Here is a 17,469-nt window from a genome sequence, read left to right as displayed (position 1 = left end):
GTTATGAAAAAATTAACGATGCTTGCTTGGGCGATTGTGGGGTTATGCGCTTGTTCGGGACTTAATAAAAATACAGTCTCTTATCAAACGGCTAAGTATGATACTGCCGAATACTATGTGGTGGCCGGCGAAGGAATGACGAAGGAAGAAGCCTCCCAAAACGCTTTGGATAATATGCGGCGGGAGATGATTCAAAACGCACCGGATGCAGCTAATCAGGGCGTGTTGCCGGATTTGATGGCTAACGCGTCAGTAGACAAAGTATGGCGTGACGCGGACGTTTCAGCCAAACATTATTATGCGTTGGCCGTATTGCTGCGTGCCAATGCGCGTAACACATTGGAACCGCTTTTAAAACAAGTTGATTTAAAATTGGCCGGACTGGCCGCGCAGTTTACTTCTCCAACGGATCCGCTTGCCGATTTAAGAATTGCCTATAAAATGCAGCCGCTCGTGCTGCGCCGTCAGGCACTTGACGATTTATACCAATTCTTATCTGCCGACCGCGAAAGCTTTGAACCGGACTCTTTTTTGCCTTATAAAAATGCGTTAAAAGAGAAACTTTCTGCTGTATTGGTAGCAGTGGATGTGGAAGGCGTACAGAGCGAGGTTTTCGTAACGTACGTAGTGGACGCGTTGAACCAGATGGGTTTGGGCGTTGCGGACCTAACTGATCCGGATAAAGTGATTTTGGTAAAAGTAGTGACAGAGGCGGACGAATACGGATCCAAAAAGGTGGACGGGTTAATGTGGTGCTCCAGCAGTGCTTCCGTCAGTCTGATGGATGCACAGCGCGGGGTAACATTTGCGCGGTTTAACGTACACGAACGGGCGGGAACTTCCCGTCTGGCTGACTCTATGCGCCGCAGTATGCAAAGCGCGGGGGAAGAGGCCTCCGCCCAAATTACCAAACGATTAGAAGCGTATTTAAAAATGAGATAGGAGATTATATGAAAAAATTAATTTTATTAACTGCCCTTTTCATGCCGCTGTCGGTTTGCGCACAGGATGCTGCCGCGTCGGCGGAGGACTTGGCCGAACGTAATAAAATGTTGTATTCGCTGGGTTTTTTGTTGGGAGATAACTTAAAACGCCAGCTGGTGCTGGACAATGAGGATGATTTCAAAGCCTTGTCACAAGGGATGCGCGACAGTCTGTTAAACAAAAAACCACAGACGGATGTGGAAAAGTATAAACCGCAGATTATCGAAAAATACGAGCGCGACGCACAGTTGATTTCCGCTAAACGCGCAGCGCAGCAGCAGGAATATCTGGAAAATTTTAAGAAAGAAAAAGGCGTAAAAGAATTGGATAACGGCGCGCTGATTCAGCTTTCCCGCGCCGGAAAAGGCAAAACGCCTAAAGCAGACGATACAATTAAAGTACATTACACGGGCACGCTTATAGATGGTACTAAGTTTGACAGCTCTATCGACCGCGGAGAAGCATTCCAAACCAAGCTGACCGATGTTATCCCGTGCTGGACTAAAGCAATGCAGCAGATGAAAAAAGGTGCCCGCGCCAAAGTGGTCTGCCCGCCTGAAACGGCGTACGGAAACCGCCCTGTGGGCCAGATTCCGGCGAACTCCGTTTTGGTGTTTGACGTGGAAATGATTGAAATGGGGCTGTAATGTCCAAACTCAGTTATGTTTTAATTGGTATTATTGCGGCCGCGCTCATTTTTATGGGCGCGGTTCGCGGTTATCAACTTTATGAACGCAAAACGGCCGAATGGGAAGAACAGCGCCAAAGCGAAGAGGGTGCATTTTCTTTTCAAAACGTGCCTTTGTCGCTTGCACCGCCGCAGGCAGAACCGATTTCTTATCCCGTTTTATTTGAACCGTCCTCTACGAAAGACGTATTTTTGGAGGAGCCTCCTTTGTCCGCGGAGCAGGAAATCCAACAGGCAAGGGATACGATTTCTTCTATTTTGGAGGATTATAAAACGGATGCTAATCTCCAATCTTTCAATCAGGATTTGGCTGCTGCCAGTCACGGTAAAGCGATGGATTTGAGCGCTCTTTCTGGCGGAGATTTAAAACAGGTATTGGCGGATAATCCCGAGATCAGTGCCGTCGTATCCAAGCACTTGCAAAATCCTGATTTTGCCAAAACTGTACAGCAAATTTTAACCAATCCGCAGTTTGTAAAAAGCGTGCAGGATTTGCAACAGTACGAAGCGGGTGGAACGGCCGCTGCGAAAAAAACTGAATAATTTAGGAAAAATATTGTATTCTATAGAATATCAGGAGGCTAAACTGTGCTTAAGATTTTACTCAAAGCCGTAATTTTAGTTTTTATCATTTTAAGTATTTATTTTATTGTCCATCCGGCGGCATGTTCCAACTTAATGTTAGGCCGTGTGACTAATTTGCCCGATAAAGAAATTATCCTTGAACACGCAGCGGACGTCCACAGCGAGATGTTTGTTCCCGCGGGAGACCGCGCGCAAAAGGCTGATTCCGCCACGCAGCAAGGCGTATTTGATACCAATACGTTTAATAATGATATGTCGCCTGTGCCCACATATTCACAGGAAGATATTGATTACGCTGTTGCCAGCCGCTATGTGGAATTGGAAAACAATTACGCTAAGGAGAACAAAAAAGGCAAAGACGCGGCGAAAGAAATTTCTTATATCGTGATGGATGATTTTGAACTCACTCAACAGGAATGGGAAGATTTCTTACAGCGCGCGACGCAGAGCAATCTGTTTAACAAGGTCCGCAGTGATATGAAAGTTGCACAATAGTATTATTTTGAACGGTTGAAAACGGCCCTCCAGACAGAGGGCCGTTTTTTACGTTAAAAACTAATTTGCTGTTTTTCCAATCAGACGCAAAAACTCTTCTTCGGTTAATATGGGTATGCCCAGTTCATTGGCTTTTTTTAGTTTGCTTCCGGCCGCTTCCCCCGCCACTACATAGGACGTTTTCTTTGAAACGCTGCCGCTTGCTTTTCCGCCGTATTCTTTGGCCAACAGTTCTGCCTCAGTACGCGTCATTGTTTTCAACTCTCCGGTAAACACAAGTGTTTTTCCGTCTAGAATGTTGCCTGATAATTCTTTTTTTGGCTGTGTAAAATTAAGCCCCGCCGCACGCAGCCGTTCAATTTGCTCAAGCGCGCGCGGACTGCGGAAAAAATCGTAAATACTTTGAGAAACTTTTTCTCCCACTTCACGTACGCTTTGCAGTTCTTCAAGAGGAGCATTTTTTAGTGCGTCTAATGTCCGAAAACGGTCCGCTAAAATTTCGGCCGTCTTTTCGCCTACAAATGCAATCCCGAGTGCAAACAGCAGCTTGGAAAGCGGCTTCTGCTTGCTGGCCTCAAGGGAGTCCAAGAGATTTTGCGCTTTTTTGTCTTTAAAATTTTCTAAATGGAGCAAGTGTAAGAACGTCAAGCCGTAGAGGTCCGCGAAGTCGGCCACATATTTGTTTTCCAACAGTTGGTCCATCACTACGTCTCCCAAGCCGTCCACGTCCATTGCATCGCGGGAAACAAAATGCAACAGCCGTGCGCGCAGCTGCGCGGGACAGGCGGGATTAATGCAGTAGTACCCCACTTCGTCTTGTTCTTTATAAACCGTTTCCCCGCAGGACGGACACGAAACGGGCGGCCGCACGCTTTTGGCACCTTTATGTTGCGCCACTTTGACGATTTTGGGAATCACTTCGCCTGCGCGTTCGATAATTACCGTATCGCCCACGCGCACGCCCAAGCGGTTGATTTCGTCAAAATTATGTAACGTGGCATTAGAAATAATTACGCCCGCACACGGGACAGGTTCCAATTCTGCCACCGGTGTAATAATACCGCTGCGTCCGACGGAAAAAATAATATTATTGATCGTTGTCGTCGCTTGAGGGGCGGGGTATTTAAACGCAATGGCCCAGCGCGGACTTCTGGCGGTCACGCCTAAAATGCGCTGGTATTCAAAACGGTCTACTTTGACGACAAGGCCGTCCACGTCAAAAGGTAAATTGTGGCGGGACGCATCAAACTGGTTGTAGAAGCGGATCACTTCGCCAATAAGTGTTGTTTGGGTGCGTGCCGGACAGATAGCAAAGCCCCACGCTTTGCATTGGGAAATAAAAGCGCTGAAACTATCCGCCGTAATATTTCCCGCGCCAAAAGAGTGTGCAAAAAATTTAAGCGGTCGAGCAGCCGTAATATCCGGATCCTTTTGGCGTAAAGAGCCGGCCGCCGCGTTGCGTGTGTTAGCAAAAATGTTTTCCCCTTTGGTAATTTGCTGTGCATTTAATTTTTCTAAATCTTTTTTATCCAAATACACTTCGCCGCGGATCTCCAAAATGCCGTTTGGAGCCTCCGGCAGTTCGTGCGGAATGTTTTGAATGGTTCGGACGTTGGCGGTAATGTCCTCGCCTGTTTTGCCGTCGCCGCGGCTGGCGGCCTGAACCAGTTTTCCGTCCAGATAGGTGAGAGAGCAGGACACGCCGTCAATTTTCGCTTCCACCACCATTTCAAAATCATCGCGCTGCAGTATCTTGGCGGTGCGGGCGTACCATTCGCGGATTTCGTCGGGCGAATAGGAGTTGTCGAGAGACATCATCGCCGCCGCGTGTTTGACAGGGGTAAATAACCCCGCCGCTTTGCCGCCTACGCGCTGGGTGGGCGAATTTTTGGTGCGGTATTGGGGGTACTGGTCCTCTAAATCTTTGAGTTGTTTGTAGAGTTCGTCGTACTGCGTGTCGGACAAGATAGGATTGTCCAGATTGTAGTAAAGGTTGTTGTGGTAATTGATCAGCTTTTTCAGCCGCTCAATTTCTTCTTTCGGGTACATAGCGTTGTGGGTTATTTGCGTTCTTTTTTCAGCTGATCCAATAGACCGTTAATAAACTTGCTGGAGTTTTCGGTCGAATACTTTTTGGCAAGCTCAATGGCTTCATCGATAATAGCCGGAACGGGGGTTCGTTCGGGGCTGAATATCATTTCGTAAGTGGCCATACGCAAGATAGAGCGGTCCACTGCCGACATACGCGATACCGTCCAGTTCTTGGCGTAAGCCGATACCAATTTATCAATTTCCGGCAAGTTTTTGGCGGTGCCCGTTACGAGTTGCTCACAAAACGGAAAGCAGTCTCCCAATTCTTTTTTAAAATCCGCTGCATAATCGGCCAAACGTAATGCGTCGGAGGTCTTAGCGCTGTCGGCATAATAAAGCGATTGGAGAGCGCATTCTCGTGCCATTCTTCTGTTGCTCATAATTATCCTCTTGCCGTGATAATAAAGTTATATTCATTCTAGCAAATTTAAGACGTTCTTGCTTGTCTGTCCGTGCGGCGTAGTTAGTATTGGTGTCAGGATGTTAAGACATCTTGCGCACAGTACCGCGTTGACACCGCATAAAGCAAGTTTGTATAATAGAAAAGTCCTAAAAGAGGACTATTTTTTTGAAAGAATAATTAAATGGCCAGATTTGATAACAGAAGAACGTACAAAAAAGATTTGTACACTAGAAACCAAAACATCCGCGCTGCGGAAGTGCGTGTGATTGATTCCGACGGAACTATGATTGGCGTTAAGCCGATTGCTCAGGCAATCGCGTTGGCCAAAGAACAGGATTTGGACTTGGTGGAAATTTCCCCCAACGCGGTTCCTCCTGTCTGCAAAATACTGGACTATAACCGGTATGTGTATGAGCAAGGTAAAAAAGCCGCGGAAGCCAAAAAGAAACAAGCAAAAGTAACGATGAAGGAGCTGCGCATTAAATCGCGCATTGCTCCGCACGATTTGGACGTTAAAATTCGCCAAATTGAAGAGTTTTTGCGCAAAAAAGATATGGTGCGCTTTGTCGTGGTGTTCCACGGGCGCGAAAACCAGCACAAAGACATCGGTATGCAAATTTTAAACGATACGGCCAAACGCTTGGAAGCGCTTGCCAATGTGGACGGCGGTCTCCAACAGATGGGCAACCGTATGTCGATGACGTTTGTGCCTAAAAATTAACCGATTTTTCAGGTTCTTTTTGTAGTGAACGGGTTCGGGGCTTGACCGGCTCCCGACACGGGTTGGGTAAAAAGAACCATTTTACATAAAGGATAATACAATGCCTAAATTAAAAAACCATAGCGGCGGGAAAAAACGCTTCAGAAAAACCGCCACGGGTAAATTCACCCACAGAAAAGCCGGCAGAAAACACTTGTTAACGCCTGTTTCTGCCTCCATTAAACACGGTATGAGAAAGACCGGCGTCATTACGCCCGAGTCTAACAAAGGGAAGATCTTGGAAAAGTATCTCCCTATGGCCAAATAAGAGGGTAGAGACAATGAGAATTAAATTCAGCGTTCCTAGACACGCAAGAAAGAAAAAAGTATTGAAAAGAGCCAGCGGCTATTACGGAGACAAATCCCGCCGCTTGCGTATGGCCACGCAGCAGCTGGATAAATCCGGCGTACACGCTTACGTGGACCGCAAAGACAAAAAAACCACCTACCGCCAGTTGTGGATTACCCGCATCAATGCCGCGGTAAGAGAGGAAGGTTTGTCTTACTCCAAGTTCATCAGCGGGCTTACCAAAGCCAACATTACGCTTAACCGCAAAATGTTGTCCGAAATGGCAATTAAAGATCCGGCTTCTTTTAAGAAGTTGGTCGATGCCGCAAAAGCCGCCGCGAACTAAGTTAACATTTGTTTGCAGGAACCCCCCACTTCGTAAGAAGCGGGGGGTTTTATATGCTAAACCTTGGGTATGCAGGGGATATTTATTTTTATCCGCCAAAATAAAGGTTGCATCATTCTGTAGTATTGGGCGGGTGCAATATTACGGGATTGAGTCTCTTGTCTAAAAACGGTAGATGCTAAATGCTGCAGGCGGTCAATTTGTCAGAAAAAGCTTTAAAAGGAAAGCTCTAATCCGCTGCTTTTTGAAAGGCGTTTACCCGTTTGAAAAAAGCGTTCCACTCGGGTGAATTCTCATATAGCCGGCGGTTGAATTGTTTTTTGTGTTTTTCAAATACTTCCGCCAGTTTTTTGGATGTGTTTCTATCTGTTTTTTCTTGCCGTTGGAAGTATTCTTGGGCAGTTTTGCTTTTGCGTGCGTTGGTTAGACTGTCTTTTTCGTCTTGGGTTAGAATATATATAATTTCTTTTTTAACTTCTTCCCCAAACAGCGCCCCCGTTTCATCGGCTAAAAGAGTATTATCCTTTTGTTTTTGAAGCAAAAACGCTTCCACTTGTGCTGCGCCTTCTTTTCCCAAGCTTGTATTTTTTATGGGAGGACGCAACTCCTCGATCGTTATCTGCATAAATGCATTACCGGAATCTTTTGGCAACGGCAGGGTTTCATCGGCAGGGGTAACAAGTTTTACAAGCTTTTCTTTTGGAAACAACCTTTTAAAACGTTGGAGTGTGGAGACATGGTGATGCGGCGTGGGGATGAGTGTTTGTTGTTTGAACGGCAGTTGTAATACGCGTCCGCTCGCGGGATATAGAGCAGCTTCTTTCATCATTGGCAGTATACCACTTAGTGTTTTGGCAATAAATTGCAACGATACTCCTAACAAAATCAAACCCAAAATAAAGCGCAAGCGCATCATCCGTTCCTTAAGCTATAATGGCGTATTTATTTTTTTCAATTTTTTGATATGTCCACGATTTTGCGTCATCAGTTGGGTGATATCTTTCTCTTGTTTAGCAAGCAGTTCTTGCTGCCGCGCAAAATAAGAGGCAAAATCCGTAGCATTTTTTGCTTCTTGTTTGAGTTGTTTTTCGGTGTTGGTCGTAATGATGAAAGCTTTAGTTTTGACCTGTTCCCCAAAAGCAGTACCAATATCCTCCACTGTTTTTTGGTTGACAGCTTGTACCGCGTTCCAAGCGCGTTTCATTCGCACGCGGTCTTGGAAGGGCGCCTTGCCATTCAATGCGTCCGTTTCCATTGTTACGTCAATAAGCTGCGGTTGAGGCGCCATTTCTTGGCGCGGTGTGACTTCTTGACGTGGGGCTTGTGCAGCTGGGAGCATCGTTGTAGTGGGCATACGGCGTGTGGTGTCAGAAGGGGTCCTGCCCGATTTTTTCATCATTAGATTAGTATATTGCTGCAGCCAGAACAGTCTAATTTGCTGGTCCTGCTCCGGCGAAGTACAGCCGGCAGTAAGCAGCGCGGCGGCGATAAAAATAAAAAATGACTGTTTTTTCATAAAGTATCCTCTTACAGCACTATAACAAATTTATTTCACTCCGTACAGCTCCCGCGCATTTTTTGTGGTGATGTGTGCCATCTTTTCTAGCGGAATATTTAAATAATCGGCTGTGAACTGGGCAATCAGCGGGATATTGGAAGGATCATTTCTGGTACCGCGTTTCCCTTGCGGGGCTAAATAGGGACAGTCCGTTTCAAAGATAATTTTATCTGCGCCCGCTTTTTTGACGGCTTCGCGGATATATTCGTTTTTTTTGTACGTAAAACAGCCGTTGATTCCCAACAAAAGACCGTGGTCCAGCGCCTTTTTGGCTTCTTCGTACCGCGCGCAGAAACAGTGTAATACTCCCGCGTGCGGACGGCCGGAAACGGGGGTCCAATTTTGTTTTAATGCGGAAAAAGTATCATCATACGCCGCATAATCTTCCCCTTCGCGCCGTACGTGTAATACTATGGGCAGATGTGTCTTGCTGGCGAGCCCCAGCATTTGGGTAAAAACATCGTGTTGGATGTCTTTGCCGGCTGTCTCCAAGCAGGTATAATCTAATCCGATTTCTCCCACGGCCGTGTTGTAAGGGCTGCGGAGTAAAGTTTCTAGCTCTTTTAGCCCCTCTTTTGTCAATTTCGGGGCGTATTCGGGGTGGACTCCCAGTACGGCACGGATAATTGCCGGATATCGGGCGGATAAATCCAAAGCAGGCTGCCATTCTTCGGGGGCACAGCCAATTTCCACACTAAGCGTAACGCCTGCTTGCGGCAGGCGGACGATAATTTCCCCGCGGTCGGGGTCAAAGGCAGGATCGTTTAAATGGGCGTGTGAATCAATAAATTTCATATTTATATTGTAACTTTTTAGCAAGAGCTACGGCAAAACTAATACAAAAACCTACATTGCGTAAAACTGTGCCGTACCTATTATAATTAACAGGGACAAATTATAATTAACGGGGACAAATGTTCTTTGATAAGAGCTGTTCAAAATTAGCAGTCTAAAATAGGGGTTGACAAAAATAAAATAATTGCTTATAATTTTAGCAGAGGGTTTGAAAGAGTGCTAAAATAAAAGCACTTTCCTAAGGAGCCTCGGGACACAGTATGAGAATTCTGAAACCGGAAATCGCAAAAGCACGTAAAGAAAAAATTTTGAGGTGGGTTGTTCAACAATTTGTGGAAACCCGCCGCCCCGTGGGCTCGCAGATGATTGTATCGTCCGCATTGCAGGATGTGTCCAGCGCCACCGTACGCAACATTATGAAAGAGTTGGAAGAAGAAGGGTATCTCTATCAACCGCACACCTCCGGCGGACGTATTCCTACGGATAAAGCTTACCGCTATTACGTGGATTACCTTGCCAATGTGCAAAAAATGGCCGCGCAGGAACGCCAACGTATTGAAGAACAGTACGACGCCCGCGTAAACGAAGTAGACAATATACTTGTGCAGACGTCGCGTTTACTGGCTATGCTATCCGGTGCGGCGGGGTTTGTATATACTTCCAATGTGCAAGACCAACGGGTTCAGCGGCTTGATTTTATTCCGCTTGCGCCCGGGATGATTTTGGCGGTACTGGTTACCCAGTCCGGTGCGGTGCGTCATTGGCCGGTACGTACGGGATATATTATTGAACCTTCCCGTTTACGGGTGCTCAGCCGTTTTATTAACGAGGCAATTTCCGGTCTTACATTAGCTGAGGCGCGCCGCATTTTGTGGCAGCACGTTCAGTCTGGACATCGCGACCTGGCCGGCGTGGCGGATCTTGCCGCACAGGTGCTTAAAGATATCGAACGCCCGCAAACGGGGGACGAATTATACGTGGAAGGTATCGGTCGCTTACTGGAAAACACGACCGAGGACGATTACGAAGATTTGAAACAGATGATGCGCGTAGTGGAAGAGCGCGAACGGTTTTCTTCGCTGTTGAGCGAAAAAATGACAGATATGGAAAAATCCAACCAAAAATTAAGCGTAAGCATCGGTAGCGAGAACGAACTTAAAGAACTTAAGAATTTAAGTATCGTAACTACTGCCTGCCGCGTGGGGGATAAAACGGTTGGTATGTTGGGCATTATAGGACCTAAACATATGGAATATACGCGGGTAATGTCTTTGGTGAATTTCATCGGGGACTTGCTGGAAGCGTCTATGCAAAACTGGTCTGTACTGCCCACTGGGGGAGATGAAGATTATGAGTAAGAAACACAAACACGATAAGTCCGCCGAGCAGGAAATGGACGAACGGGATTTGCCGGAAACCGCCGCACCGGAAACTGAAGTAAAACCGCAAGACGAACCGGCTAAAGAAGAAAAGCCCGATTATTACGCCCAGCTTGTACGGCTCAGCGCGGATTTTGACAACTTCCGCAAACGCACCGAACGCGAAAAAGCTTCTTTTTTGGCTTACGGAAAAAAACAACTGGCCGAAAAACTGCTTCCTTCTTATGAAGTGCTTTTAAGACAGGCTGAGAAAATGGAAAAAGAAAAAATTTCCGATGAGTGTGCTGCCGAACTTAAAGGCTTAAAAGACGGAATAAAAATGGTCCTTGCCGAAATGGAAAAAGCATTCCGCTCCGAAGGCATAGAACGAATGGACGTATTGGATAAACCCTACGACCCGCAAACCCAGGAAGTAGTGGCAATGATTCCTTCGTCTGAAGAGCAGGACGGTTTCGTGCTGCAGGAAGTGCAGATGGGATTTTTAATGGACGGCAAAGTCCTGCGCCCCGCGCGGGTCATTGTCGGACAGCACGCGGAAGGTTAAAAACTAATTTTTCGCTTAGATGTGGGGTAAAAAAGTTTTAATCAAAAGGAGATAAAAAAGTATGGCTAAAATTATTGGTATTGACTTGGGCACCTCCAACACCGCCGCGGCGGTAATGGAAGGCGGCAGAGGAACGATCGTTCCGTCCGCCGAAGGCAGCTCTATCGGCGGGAAAGCGTTCCCGTCTTATGTCGCGTTTACGAAGGACGGCCAACGCCTTGTGGGTGAACCGGCCCGCCGTCAGGCGATTGCCAACCCCGAAGGCACCGTTACCGCCTTCAAACGCAAAATGGGGGAAAACTATAAATTTAACTTGCGCGGGCAGGAATTTACGCCCCAGCAGTTGTCCGCTTTCGTTTTGCAGAAAGTGAAAAAAGACGCCGAAGCCTTTTTGGGCGAACCCGTGGAAAAAGCGGTTATCACCGTTCCGGCGTATTTTAACGACAACCAACGCCAAGCCACCAAAGACGCGGGCCGCATCGCGGGCTTGGAAGTGGTGCGCCTTGTAAACGAACCGACCGCGGCCGCGTTGGCCTTCGGTATCGACAAAGCGGGCAAAGAACAAAAAGTGCTCGTGTTCGACTTGGGCGGCGGTACGCTTGATGTTACCATTATGGAAATGGGTAAAGAAGGTACGTTCGAAGTAATCGCCACGTCCGGCGATACGCAGTTGGGCGGTACGGATATGGATAACGCCATCATCGCTTGGATGGTGGACGAATTCCGCAAACAGACGGGTATCGATTTGTCCAAAGACAAACAAGCCCAACAGCGCTTGAAAGACGCTGCCGAAAAGGCTAAAATCGAACTGTCCACCACGATGGAAACGGATATTAACCTGCCGTTTATTTCCGCCGGTGCGGACGGCCCGAAACACCTTGAACTGAAATTGTCCCGCGCCAAACTGGAAAGCTTGGTGGACGATATCGTTAAACGCTGCGCCAAGTCTGTCAATCAGGCCTTGGCCGACGCCAAACTTTCTCCCAGCCAGATTGACCGCATTATTTTGGTTGGCGGCCCGACCCGTATGCCGATTGTGCAGAAATTCGTGGAAGACCTCGTGGGCAAAAAAATCGAACGCGGTATTGACCCGATGGAATGTGTGGCGATCGGCGCGAGCGTACAGGCCGGTATTTTGACCGGAGACGTCAAAGATGTGCTGCTCCTCGACGTCACTCCGCTTTCCTTGGGCCTCGAAACCTTGGGCGGCGTGTGCACGCGCTTAATCGAACGCAACACCACGATTCCTACGCGCAAATCGCAGGTATTCTCTACGGCGGCCGATAATCAGCCGGCGGTAACCATTAATGTCTTGCAGGGCGAACGCCCGATGGCCAAAGACAACGTGCCGCTCGGTAAATTCGACCTCGACGGTATTCCGCCCGCTCCGCGCGGCGTGCCGCAAATCGAAGTTACTTTCGACATCGACGCCAACGGTATTTTGAATGTGTCCGCCAAAGACTTAGGCACCAATAAAGAACAGCACATTACAATTACTTCTTCCAGCAAGCTCAGCGACGTGGAAGTTGAAAAATTCGTAAAAGACGCCGAAAAATTCGCCGAAGAAGATAAGAAACATAAAGAACTTATCGAAGCGAAAAACCAAGGCGACAGTGTGCTGTACCAGACCGAAAAATCGCTGAAAGAATACGGCGACAAAGTGTCTCAGGACGACCGCTTGGCCATTGAACGCGCCTTGGGCGACCTGAAAGATGCCTTGAAAGGCGACGATGCGGCCAGAATAAAATCCGCCACCGACGCAGCGATGCAAGCCAGCCAGAAACTGGGCGAAGCGATGTATAAAGCCCAGCAGGCAAATGCCCAAGCCGGCGCGCAGGCGCAAGCCGGAGCCCAAGCAGGCCCCGAAGCTGCGGGTGCTCAAGCCGGAGCCGCCGGAAACGACGGTAAAGACGATGTGGTGGAAGCCGAAGTGGTCGACAAATAAGTATTATCAGGTGGGTAAATCAGAAAGTAGAAAGGGGAACCGAAAGGTTCCCCTTTTTAATTGCTCTTCCTTAAATATTTTCTCCTTACTTTTTGCGTCGGCAAAAAGTAAGCAAAAAATCTTCTTCCTTCTTTTTCTGGCAGCAGAAAAAGAATCAAAAAGACTGCCCGCCCTGGTCCTATAAAAAGCAGTCCGAAACGGGGCGTTTTACAACTCGCTACGCTCAAACAAATAAAACGCCTTTTCCGTTTCGGACGCTTTTTATAAGCAGGACGAAGGGCGGGTATGAAATAAGGAAACGGATTTTTTGGGGGAACACGGAGGGGTTGTTTTGTTTTTTTTTTTTTGATACCATGGAGATAAATAAGGCTTGGCGACTTTGCCTTTTCAGTGCGTCATTCCGTATAGTTTTAGTACGGAATCTGTCGTTACGCAACAACGAGATTCCCGATAGAACCATTCGGGAATGACGTAAGTAAAGTAAGCTGCCAAACCGTAATAAGGGGGGATGTATCCTATGTATCAAAGAGGCGGGTTTACTTTAATCGAATTATTGGTCGTCATATTAATCATCGGTATATTAGCCGCCGTCGCTTTGCCGCAGTATGAATTAGCAGTATACAAGTCGCGGTTTACCAGAATACAGCCCTTGGTAAACAGTTTGGTTTCGGCGCAGGAAATTTACTATATGGCAAACGGGCAATATTCCAAGGATTTGACCGAATTGGATATAGAATATCCGTCTTCTTGTAAATATAACCAAACCTATCAGACAAACGGTTGGGCCTATGATGTGCTGGATTGCCCTGATGTCCTTTTACATTTGCGTATAGACTACGGGGGTATTGGTGCTTTTGTGAAGAAATGCCCAGTTGGGGGTGGTATTTGTGCTGAATATCAAGTTCCTTATCAGGTTCATCATCCTTTATTGGGAAAAGGCCCCAACTGCCTGCCGTATACAGGGGCTGGGGAAAAAGTACGTGCTTTTGGGGAGAGGGTTTGCCTGTCTTTAGGTGGGAAAAAAGAAACAAATAATTGGGGTGATTTTTATTACTTGTAGTATGGTTCAAAACCCGCGTATTTAAGCGTGGGTTTTTCTTTTGTACGGAAAAAGTTACAATATCTATTATGCCCCAGTATTTTGCAGATATTAAAGAAACCGAATTTTTTCTGATGGACGCAGAAGCCCATCACGCTTCCGCCGTCGCCCGCCACGAAGAGGGCGATGAAGTGTTGGTGTTTGACGGCTCCGGCCGCCAGTTCGTCGGGCGGATTGACCGTATTCAAAAAAAATTTGTGCGCGGCACTCTGTTAAAACCGCGCGAAACGCGCCGCCCCGCGCTTGAGCTGGAACTTTGTTTTGCGCCTAATTCCCGCACGGGGCTCGAGGATGTGCTTGACAAAGGCACGCAGCTGGGCGTATCGGCGTTCCGTCCTATCATTACGGAACGCAGCGAATATGATGTGCTGAAAAAATGGGACGGCAAGAGCGACCGCTGGCGGCAGATTATGATTTCCGCCTGCAAACAATGCGATACTCCGTTTGTTCCCGCCATTCTGCCGCCGCTTAAATTTCCGCAGGCCATTTCGGAAGGGCTTCCGTCGCTTATCGCGTATGAGGCCGAAGAATCCCACACGCTGTTTTGGGGATTGGAAAAACTGGGCAATCCCAAACGCCTGCGCGTATTTGTCGGCCCCGCGGGAGGGTGGACGGACGAAGAAATCGTGGTGGCGGCGCAGTATAACGTATTGCCCGTTACGCTGGGCGTAAACATTTTACGGGCCGAAACGGCGTGTATCGCCGTAGCCGCCAAACTTTTATAATATGGGCAAACGGAAACGATTTAACAACCGCAAACACGCACAGCCCGCCGCCGTCTCCCTGCCGCAGGGCAAATCGGCGTATTGGCTCGTTTTACTCCGTTGTTTTTTATGTTGGGCGGCGATAGGGTTTTTCCTGCCGTGGCTTGGAGGCGGATGCTCTCTTGTAAAGGGAAAATTGTTTCCCAAGGAAAATACGGCCGCTCAAGCCTCCGTCCAAACGGAGCCGGAAACCCCGGAAACGGCGGAAGCGGAATTTGAACGGCTGGAAAAATTCTTGGAGAAAATCGCCCCGCTGGAACGTGCGGCGGAAGATTGGTATTTTGCAAATTCTCCCGCGGCCGTCAGTTTTTTGGGCAGGGACGTTCTTCCGCAGCGGGCAGAAGACGCGTTGGGCTGTTCCGTGAGCGGTATTGGGCCGGATGAAGATTTCTTTGTTTGCTCGGAGGAGTTTTTCTCCTTTTACGATTTTTACTGTGATAAGTCCGGCTGCGGCTGGTTGTTGTGCCGCAAGGATTTTTCCGACGGGTGCCTTTATTCCGTTCGCGGCGGTTGGCCCGGCTCCGGCCGGTGGGATTATTCCGCCCGTGTAGAGGCCAAATCGCGCAAATTGGGTAAAAAACTGTACGAACGGAAAGGGTGGCGTATCACCGCGTGGTAATTCTATGATAAAACGATTTTTTTACAAATTGTGGAATGCTGATTATCCTGTAGGTTTCCGCGCTGTGCAGGCGGCCGGAGCCGCCGGGTTGGTGTTGGGCGGGCTGTTGGGGGTGCACTCTTTTTTGTGGCTCACGCGCAAACCGGCCGCCCCGGCGGAACCCGCTGCGCAGACTGCGGTGCAGGTATCGTCTGTGGAGTCGGAAAAAGAACTCATGTCCCGTTTTTTGGACGGACTGCCGGAATTGGAACGCGCGTTGGACACTTGGTTTACGCTGTATGCCAAACAAACGGAAGGGTCGGTTTGGTTTTTGTCGGATAAAGCGTCTCCTGCGTTAAATCCTTCCGTTTCGCATTTTATCGGCTGTGAGTTGGAAAACCCTTCCGCCGAATACCCCAAATGCAGGGGCAACGTGTATGATTTTTATGACGTGCAATGCGATTATCAGTCCTGCTCGTGGACGTTATGCCGGAATAACGAAAAGCCGTATTCCTGCACCTATTCCATGAACGGATACCGGGATTCGGCGGGCCGTTGGGAAAATAATTGTAATGTTCTGTTGCCGCAGGGCCGTGCGTTTTGTGAATACTTGCGGGACGAAAAAGGTTTTATTTTAAATGACATCTCCTAAAACATTTTTTATCAAGACATTCGGCTGCCGCGTCAACCAGGTGGAAAGCCAGGCCGTTTTGGAACAGTTTTTGCGTGCCGGCTATAAACCCGCGGATTCTTTTGAAACGGCGGATATTTGCGTGCTCAATACGTGTACCGTCACTCATCAGGCCGATAAAGATGTGGAAAAACAAATCCGCCAGATTCTGCGCCGCAATCCGTCCGCGCGCCTCGTGCTGACAGGGTGCTATGCCATGGCGCATAAGGCCGAAGTACAACAGAAATTCCCGCAGGCCGAAATTGTCGGCAAGTACGAGCTGGGCCGCGTTCTTTTTGACGAAGAGGACGTCTGCTGGACCGTGTCCGGCCACGAGGGGCACAGCCGTGCGTTTATCAAAATTCAAGACGGGTGCGATGCTTACTGTTCCTATTGTATCGTTCCGTTTGCCCGAAATGAGAAGCGTTCCAAACCATTGGCGGACGTGCTCTGTGAAATCAAAACATTGGAAGAAAAAGGGTTTTCCGAAATCGTGCTGACGGGCATTAACATCGGCAATTACCGTTGTCCGCAGACGGGGGCGGATTTGGCAGAACTGTGCCAATATATCGCGCGCCAGACGGGTTCATTTCGTATACGGTTTTCCTCTATTGAACTGCAGACGGTAACGGGCGGTGTAATTGCGGCGATGGCTGCGCGGCCGGACCGTTTTTGCAATTATTTTCATCTCCCGTTACAAGCTGGATGCGACAAAGTGCTTAAGGATATGAACCGCCATTACGATACCGCTGCTTATCGCGCGCGCGTGGCGGATTTGCGCTCTAAAGTGCCGCAAATCGGTATTTTTGCCGATGTTATCGCCGGTTATCCTACCGAAACGGAGCAGGATTTTGAGGATACCGTCCGCTTTATCCGCGAAGTAAACCTGGCCGGACTTCACGTATTTAGCTATTCGCCCCGCCCCGGGACGAAAGCTGCCCTCTTAAAGCAGCTTCCGCCACAGGAAATTAAACGCCGTGCCGAGGTTTTGCGCACACTCGATAAAGAACTGCGCGACGCGTTTGCCGCGTCGCTCGTCGGCACAGAACAGGTGGTGTTTATAGAAGAACATAAGGGCGGATTGCCTCACGGAATCACGTCTAACTTCCAGCAGGTAGTGCTGGAGGGGGAGAATCTTCCGCGCCGCGGGTTGGTGCGCGTCAAAATTGTCCGCGCGGAAGGGGCGCTGTGTTATGGGGCAGTGGTTTCATAACAAATGATGTTAACTTTCATAAGGCGCACGAAACGCAAAGAGATTTTCTTTGCGTTTCGTTGCTTTTAAGGGCCAACAATTTGCTAAATCAGAATCCTTACTTTTTGTACCGACAAAAAGTAAGCAAAAAACTCGCCGCCCGTGCTCCATAAAAAGCAGTTCTCTGCGGGAAATTTTATAACTCGCTGTGCTCAAACAATAAAATTTCTTATCCGCAGGGAACGTTTTTTATAAGCGGAGCAAAGGGCGGCACAACAACAAAC

At 48.3% G+C, this 17,469-nt stretch carries 20 protein-coding genes; 15 read left to right on the top strand and 5 right to left on the bottom strand.

Annotation, left to right across the window (positions count from 1 at the left end; translation table 11 throughout):
• Positions 1-3: 3 nt before the first annotated feature.
• From ACI351_RS05565 to ACI351_RS05550, 4 genes are read left to right on the top strand one after another with little or no spacing between them, the layout of a single operon-like run.
• Complete coding sequence (locus tag ACI351_RS05565; protein WP_439734256.1) at positions 4-942, top strand: hypothetical protein; 939 nt, start codon at positions 4-6, stop codon at positions 940-942.
• Between the two features lie 8 nt (positions 943-950).
• Positions 951-1,631, top strand: a complete 681-nt coding sequence (locus ACI351_RS05560) for an FKBP-type peptidyl-prolyl cis-trans isomerase (RefSeq protein WP_439734255.1) — start codon at positions 951-953, stop codon at positions 1,629-1,631.
• Entirely contained in the window at positions 1,631-2,215 is a 585-nt protein-coding gene (locus ACI351_RS05555; protein ID WP_439734254.1) for a hypothetical protein, read from the top strand. Before ACI351_RS05560 ends, ACI351_RS05555 begins: the two co-directional genes overlap by 1 nt.
• A 45-nt stretch (positions 2,216-2,260) precedes the next feature.
• Complete coding sequence (locus ACI351_RS05550) at positions 2,261-2,752, top strand: hypothetical protein (RefSeq protein ID WP_439734253.1); 492 nt, start codon at positions 2,261-2,263, stop codon at positions 2,750-2,752.
• Between the two features lie 60 nt (positions 2,753-2,812).
• On the opposite strand, the gene ligA is transcribed toward ACI351_RS05550, so the two are convergent.
• Both ligA and nusB read right to left on the bottom strand, forming a co-directional pair.
• A complete protein-coding gene (gene ligA, locus ACI351_RS05545; protein ID WP_439734252.1) occupies positions 2,813-4,801 on the bottom strand; it encodes an NAD-dependent DNA ligase LigA in 1,989 nt (662 codons plus the stop codon).
• A gap of 11 nt (positions 4,802-4,812) precedes the next feature.
• The gene (gene nusB, locus ACI351_RS05540) at positions 4,813-5,223 is read right to left on the bottom strand and encodes a transcription antitermination factor NusB (RefSeq protein WP_439734251.1); all 411 of its coding nucleotides are present in this window, start codon (positions 5,221-5,223) and stop codon (positions 4,813-4,815) included.
• A gap of 204 nt (positions 5,224-5,427) precedes the next feature.
• On the opposite strand from nusB, the gene infC reads away from it, so the two are divergent.
• The 3 genes from infC (at position 5,428) to rplT (ending at position 6,641) form a co-directional block, all read left to right on the top strand.
• Positions 5,428-5,967 (top strand): translation initiation factor IF-3, encoded by a 540-nt coding sequence (infC, locus tag ACI351_RS05535; protein WP_439734250.1) that lies wholly within the window; start codon positions 5,428-5,430, stop codon positions 5,965-5,967.
• A gap of 100 nt (positions 5,968-6,067) precedes the next feature.
• The gene (locus ACI351_RS05530; protein ID WP_439726864.1) at positions 6,068-6,274 is read left to right on the top strand and encodes a large ribosomal subunit protein bL35; all 207 of its coding nucleotides are present in this window, start codon (positions 6,068-6,070) and stop codon (positions 6,272-6,274) included.
• 13 nt (positions 6,275-6,287) lie between these two features.
• Positions 6,288-6,641 carry a 50S ribosomal protein L20 gene (rplT, locus tag ACI351_RS05525; RefSeq protein ID WP_439734249.1) on the top strand — a complete coding sequence of 118 codons (354 nt, stop codon included), beginning with the start codon at positions 6,288-6,290 and terminating at the stop codon, positions 6,639-6,641.
• Between the two features lie 229 nt (positions 6,642-6,870).
• Here the strand turns inward: rplT and ACI351_RS05520 are convergent, their stop codons facing one another.
• The 3 genes from ACI351_RS05520 to ACI351_RS05510 are packed head-to-tail and all read right to left on the bottom strand — an operon-like array spanning position 6,871 to position 8,994.
• The gene (locus tag ACI351_RS05520; protein WP_439734248.1) at positions 6,871-7,557 is read right to left on the bottom strand and encodes a hypothetical protein; all 687 of its coding nucleotides are present in this window, start codon (positions 7,555-7,557) and stop codon (positions 6,871-6,873) included.
• Between the two features lie 12 nt (positions 7,558-7,569).
• The gene (locus ACI351_RS05515) at positions 7,570-8,157 is read right to left on the bottom strand and encodes a hypothetical protein (protein ID WP_439734247.1); all 588 of its coding nucleotides are present in this window, start codon (positions 8,155-8,157) and stop codon (positions 7,570-7,572) included.
• Positions 8,158-8,187: 30 nt separating this feature from the next.
• Complete coding sequence (locus ACI351_RS05510) at positions 8,188-8,994, bottom strand: TatD family hydrolase (RefSeq protein ID WP_439734246.1); 807 nt, start codon at positions 8,992-8,994, stop codon at positions 8,188-8,190.
• Between the two features lie 260 nt (positions 8,995-9,254).
• Here ACI351_RS05510 and hrcA point away from each other — a divergent pair, with 260 nt between their 5' ends.
• From hrcA to mtaB, 8 genes are all read left to right on the top strand, one after another.
• Positions 9,255-10,352 (top strand): heat-inducible transcriptional repressor HrcA, encoded by a 1,098-nt coding sequence (gene hrcA / locus ACI351_RS05505; protein ID WP_439734245.1) that lies wholly within the window; start codon positions 9,255-9,257, stop codon positions 10,350-10,352.
• Entirely contained in the window at positions 10,345-10,917 is a 573-nt protein-coding gene (locus ACI351_RS05500; protein WP_439734244.1) for a nucleotide exchange factor GrpE, read from the top strand. The genes hrcA and ACI351_RS05500 overlap by 8 nt, the downstream gene beginning before the upstream one ends.
• A gap of 61 nt (positions 10,918-10,978) precedes the next feature.
• Positions 10,979-12,862, top strand: a complete 1,884-nt coding sequence (gene dnaK, locus ACI351_RS05495; RefSeq protein WP_439734243.1) for a molecular chaperone DnaK — start codon at positions 10,979-10,981, stop codon at positions 12,860-12,862.
• 517 nt (positions 12,863-13,379) lie between these two features.
• Positions 13,380-13,922 (top strand): type IV pilin protein, encoded by a 543-nt coding sequence (locus ACI351_RS05490; protein WP_439734242.1) that lies wholly within the window; start codon positions 13,380-13,382, stop codon positions 13,920-13,922.
• Positions 13,923-13,990: 68 nt separating this feature from the next.
• Positions 13,991-14,686: an RsmE family RNA methyltransferase gene (locus ACI351_RS05485; RefSeq protein WP_439734241.1), complete on the top strand. Its 696-nt coding sequence runs from the start codon at positions 13,991-13,993 to the stop codon at positions 14,684-14,686.
• A 1-nt stretch (position 14,687) separates the two neighbouring features.
• Positions 14,688-15,344, top strand: a complete 657-nt coding sequence (locus ACI351_RS05480; protein ID WP_439734240.1) for a hypothetical protein — start codon at positions 14,688-14,690, stop codon at positions 15,342-15,344.
• Between the two features lie 4 nt (positions 15,345-15,348).
• Entirely contained in the window at positions 15,349-15,975 is a 627-nt protein-coding gene (locus ACI351_RS05475) for a hypothetical protein (protein WP_439734239.1), read from the top strand.
• Positions 15,962-17,206: a tRNA (N(6)-L-threonylcarbamoyladenosine(37)-C(2))-methylthiotransferase MtaB gene (gene mtaB, locus ACI351_RS05470; RefSeq protein ID WP_439734238.1), complete on the top strand. Its 1,245-nt coding sequence runs from the start codon at positions 15,962-15,964 to the stop codon at positions 17,204-17,206. Before ACI351_RS05475 ends, mtaB begins: the two co-directional genes overlap by 14 nt.
• The last annotated feature ends 263 nt before the right edge of the window (positions 17,207-17,469 follow it).

The sequence above is a fragment of the Candidatus Avelusimicrobium sp. genome (assembly GCF_051874775.1).
Lineage (GTDB): Bacteria > Elusimicrobiota > Elusimicrobia > Elusimicrobiales > Elusimicrobiaceae > Avelusimicrobium.
Note: the sequence above shows the minus strand (reverse complement) of the source record. Positions and strands in the feature narration are given on the sequence as shown.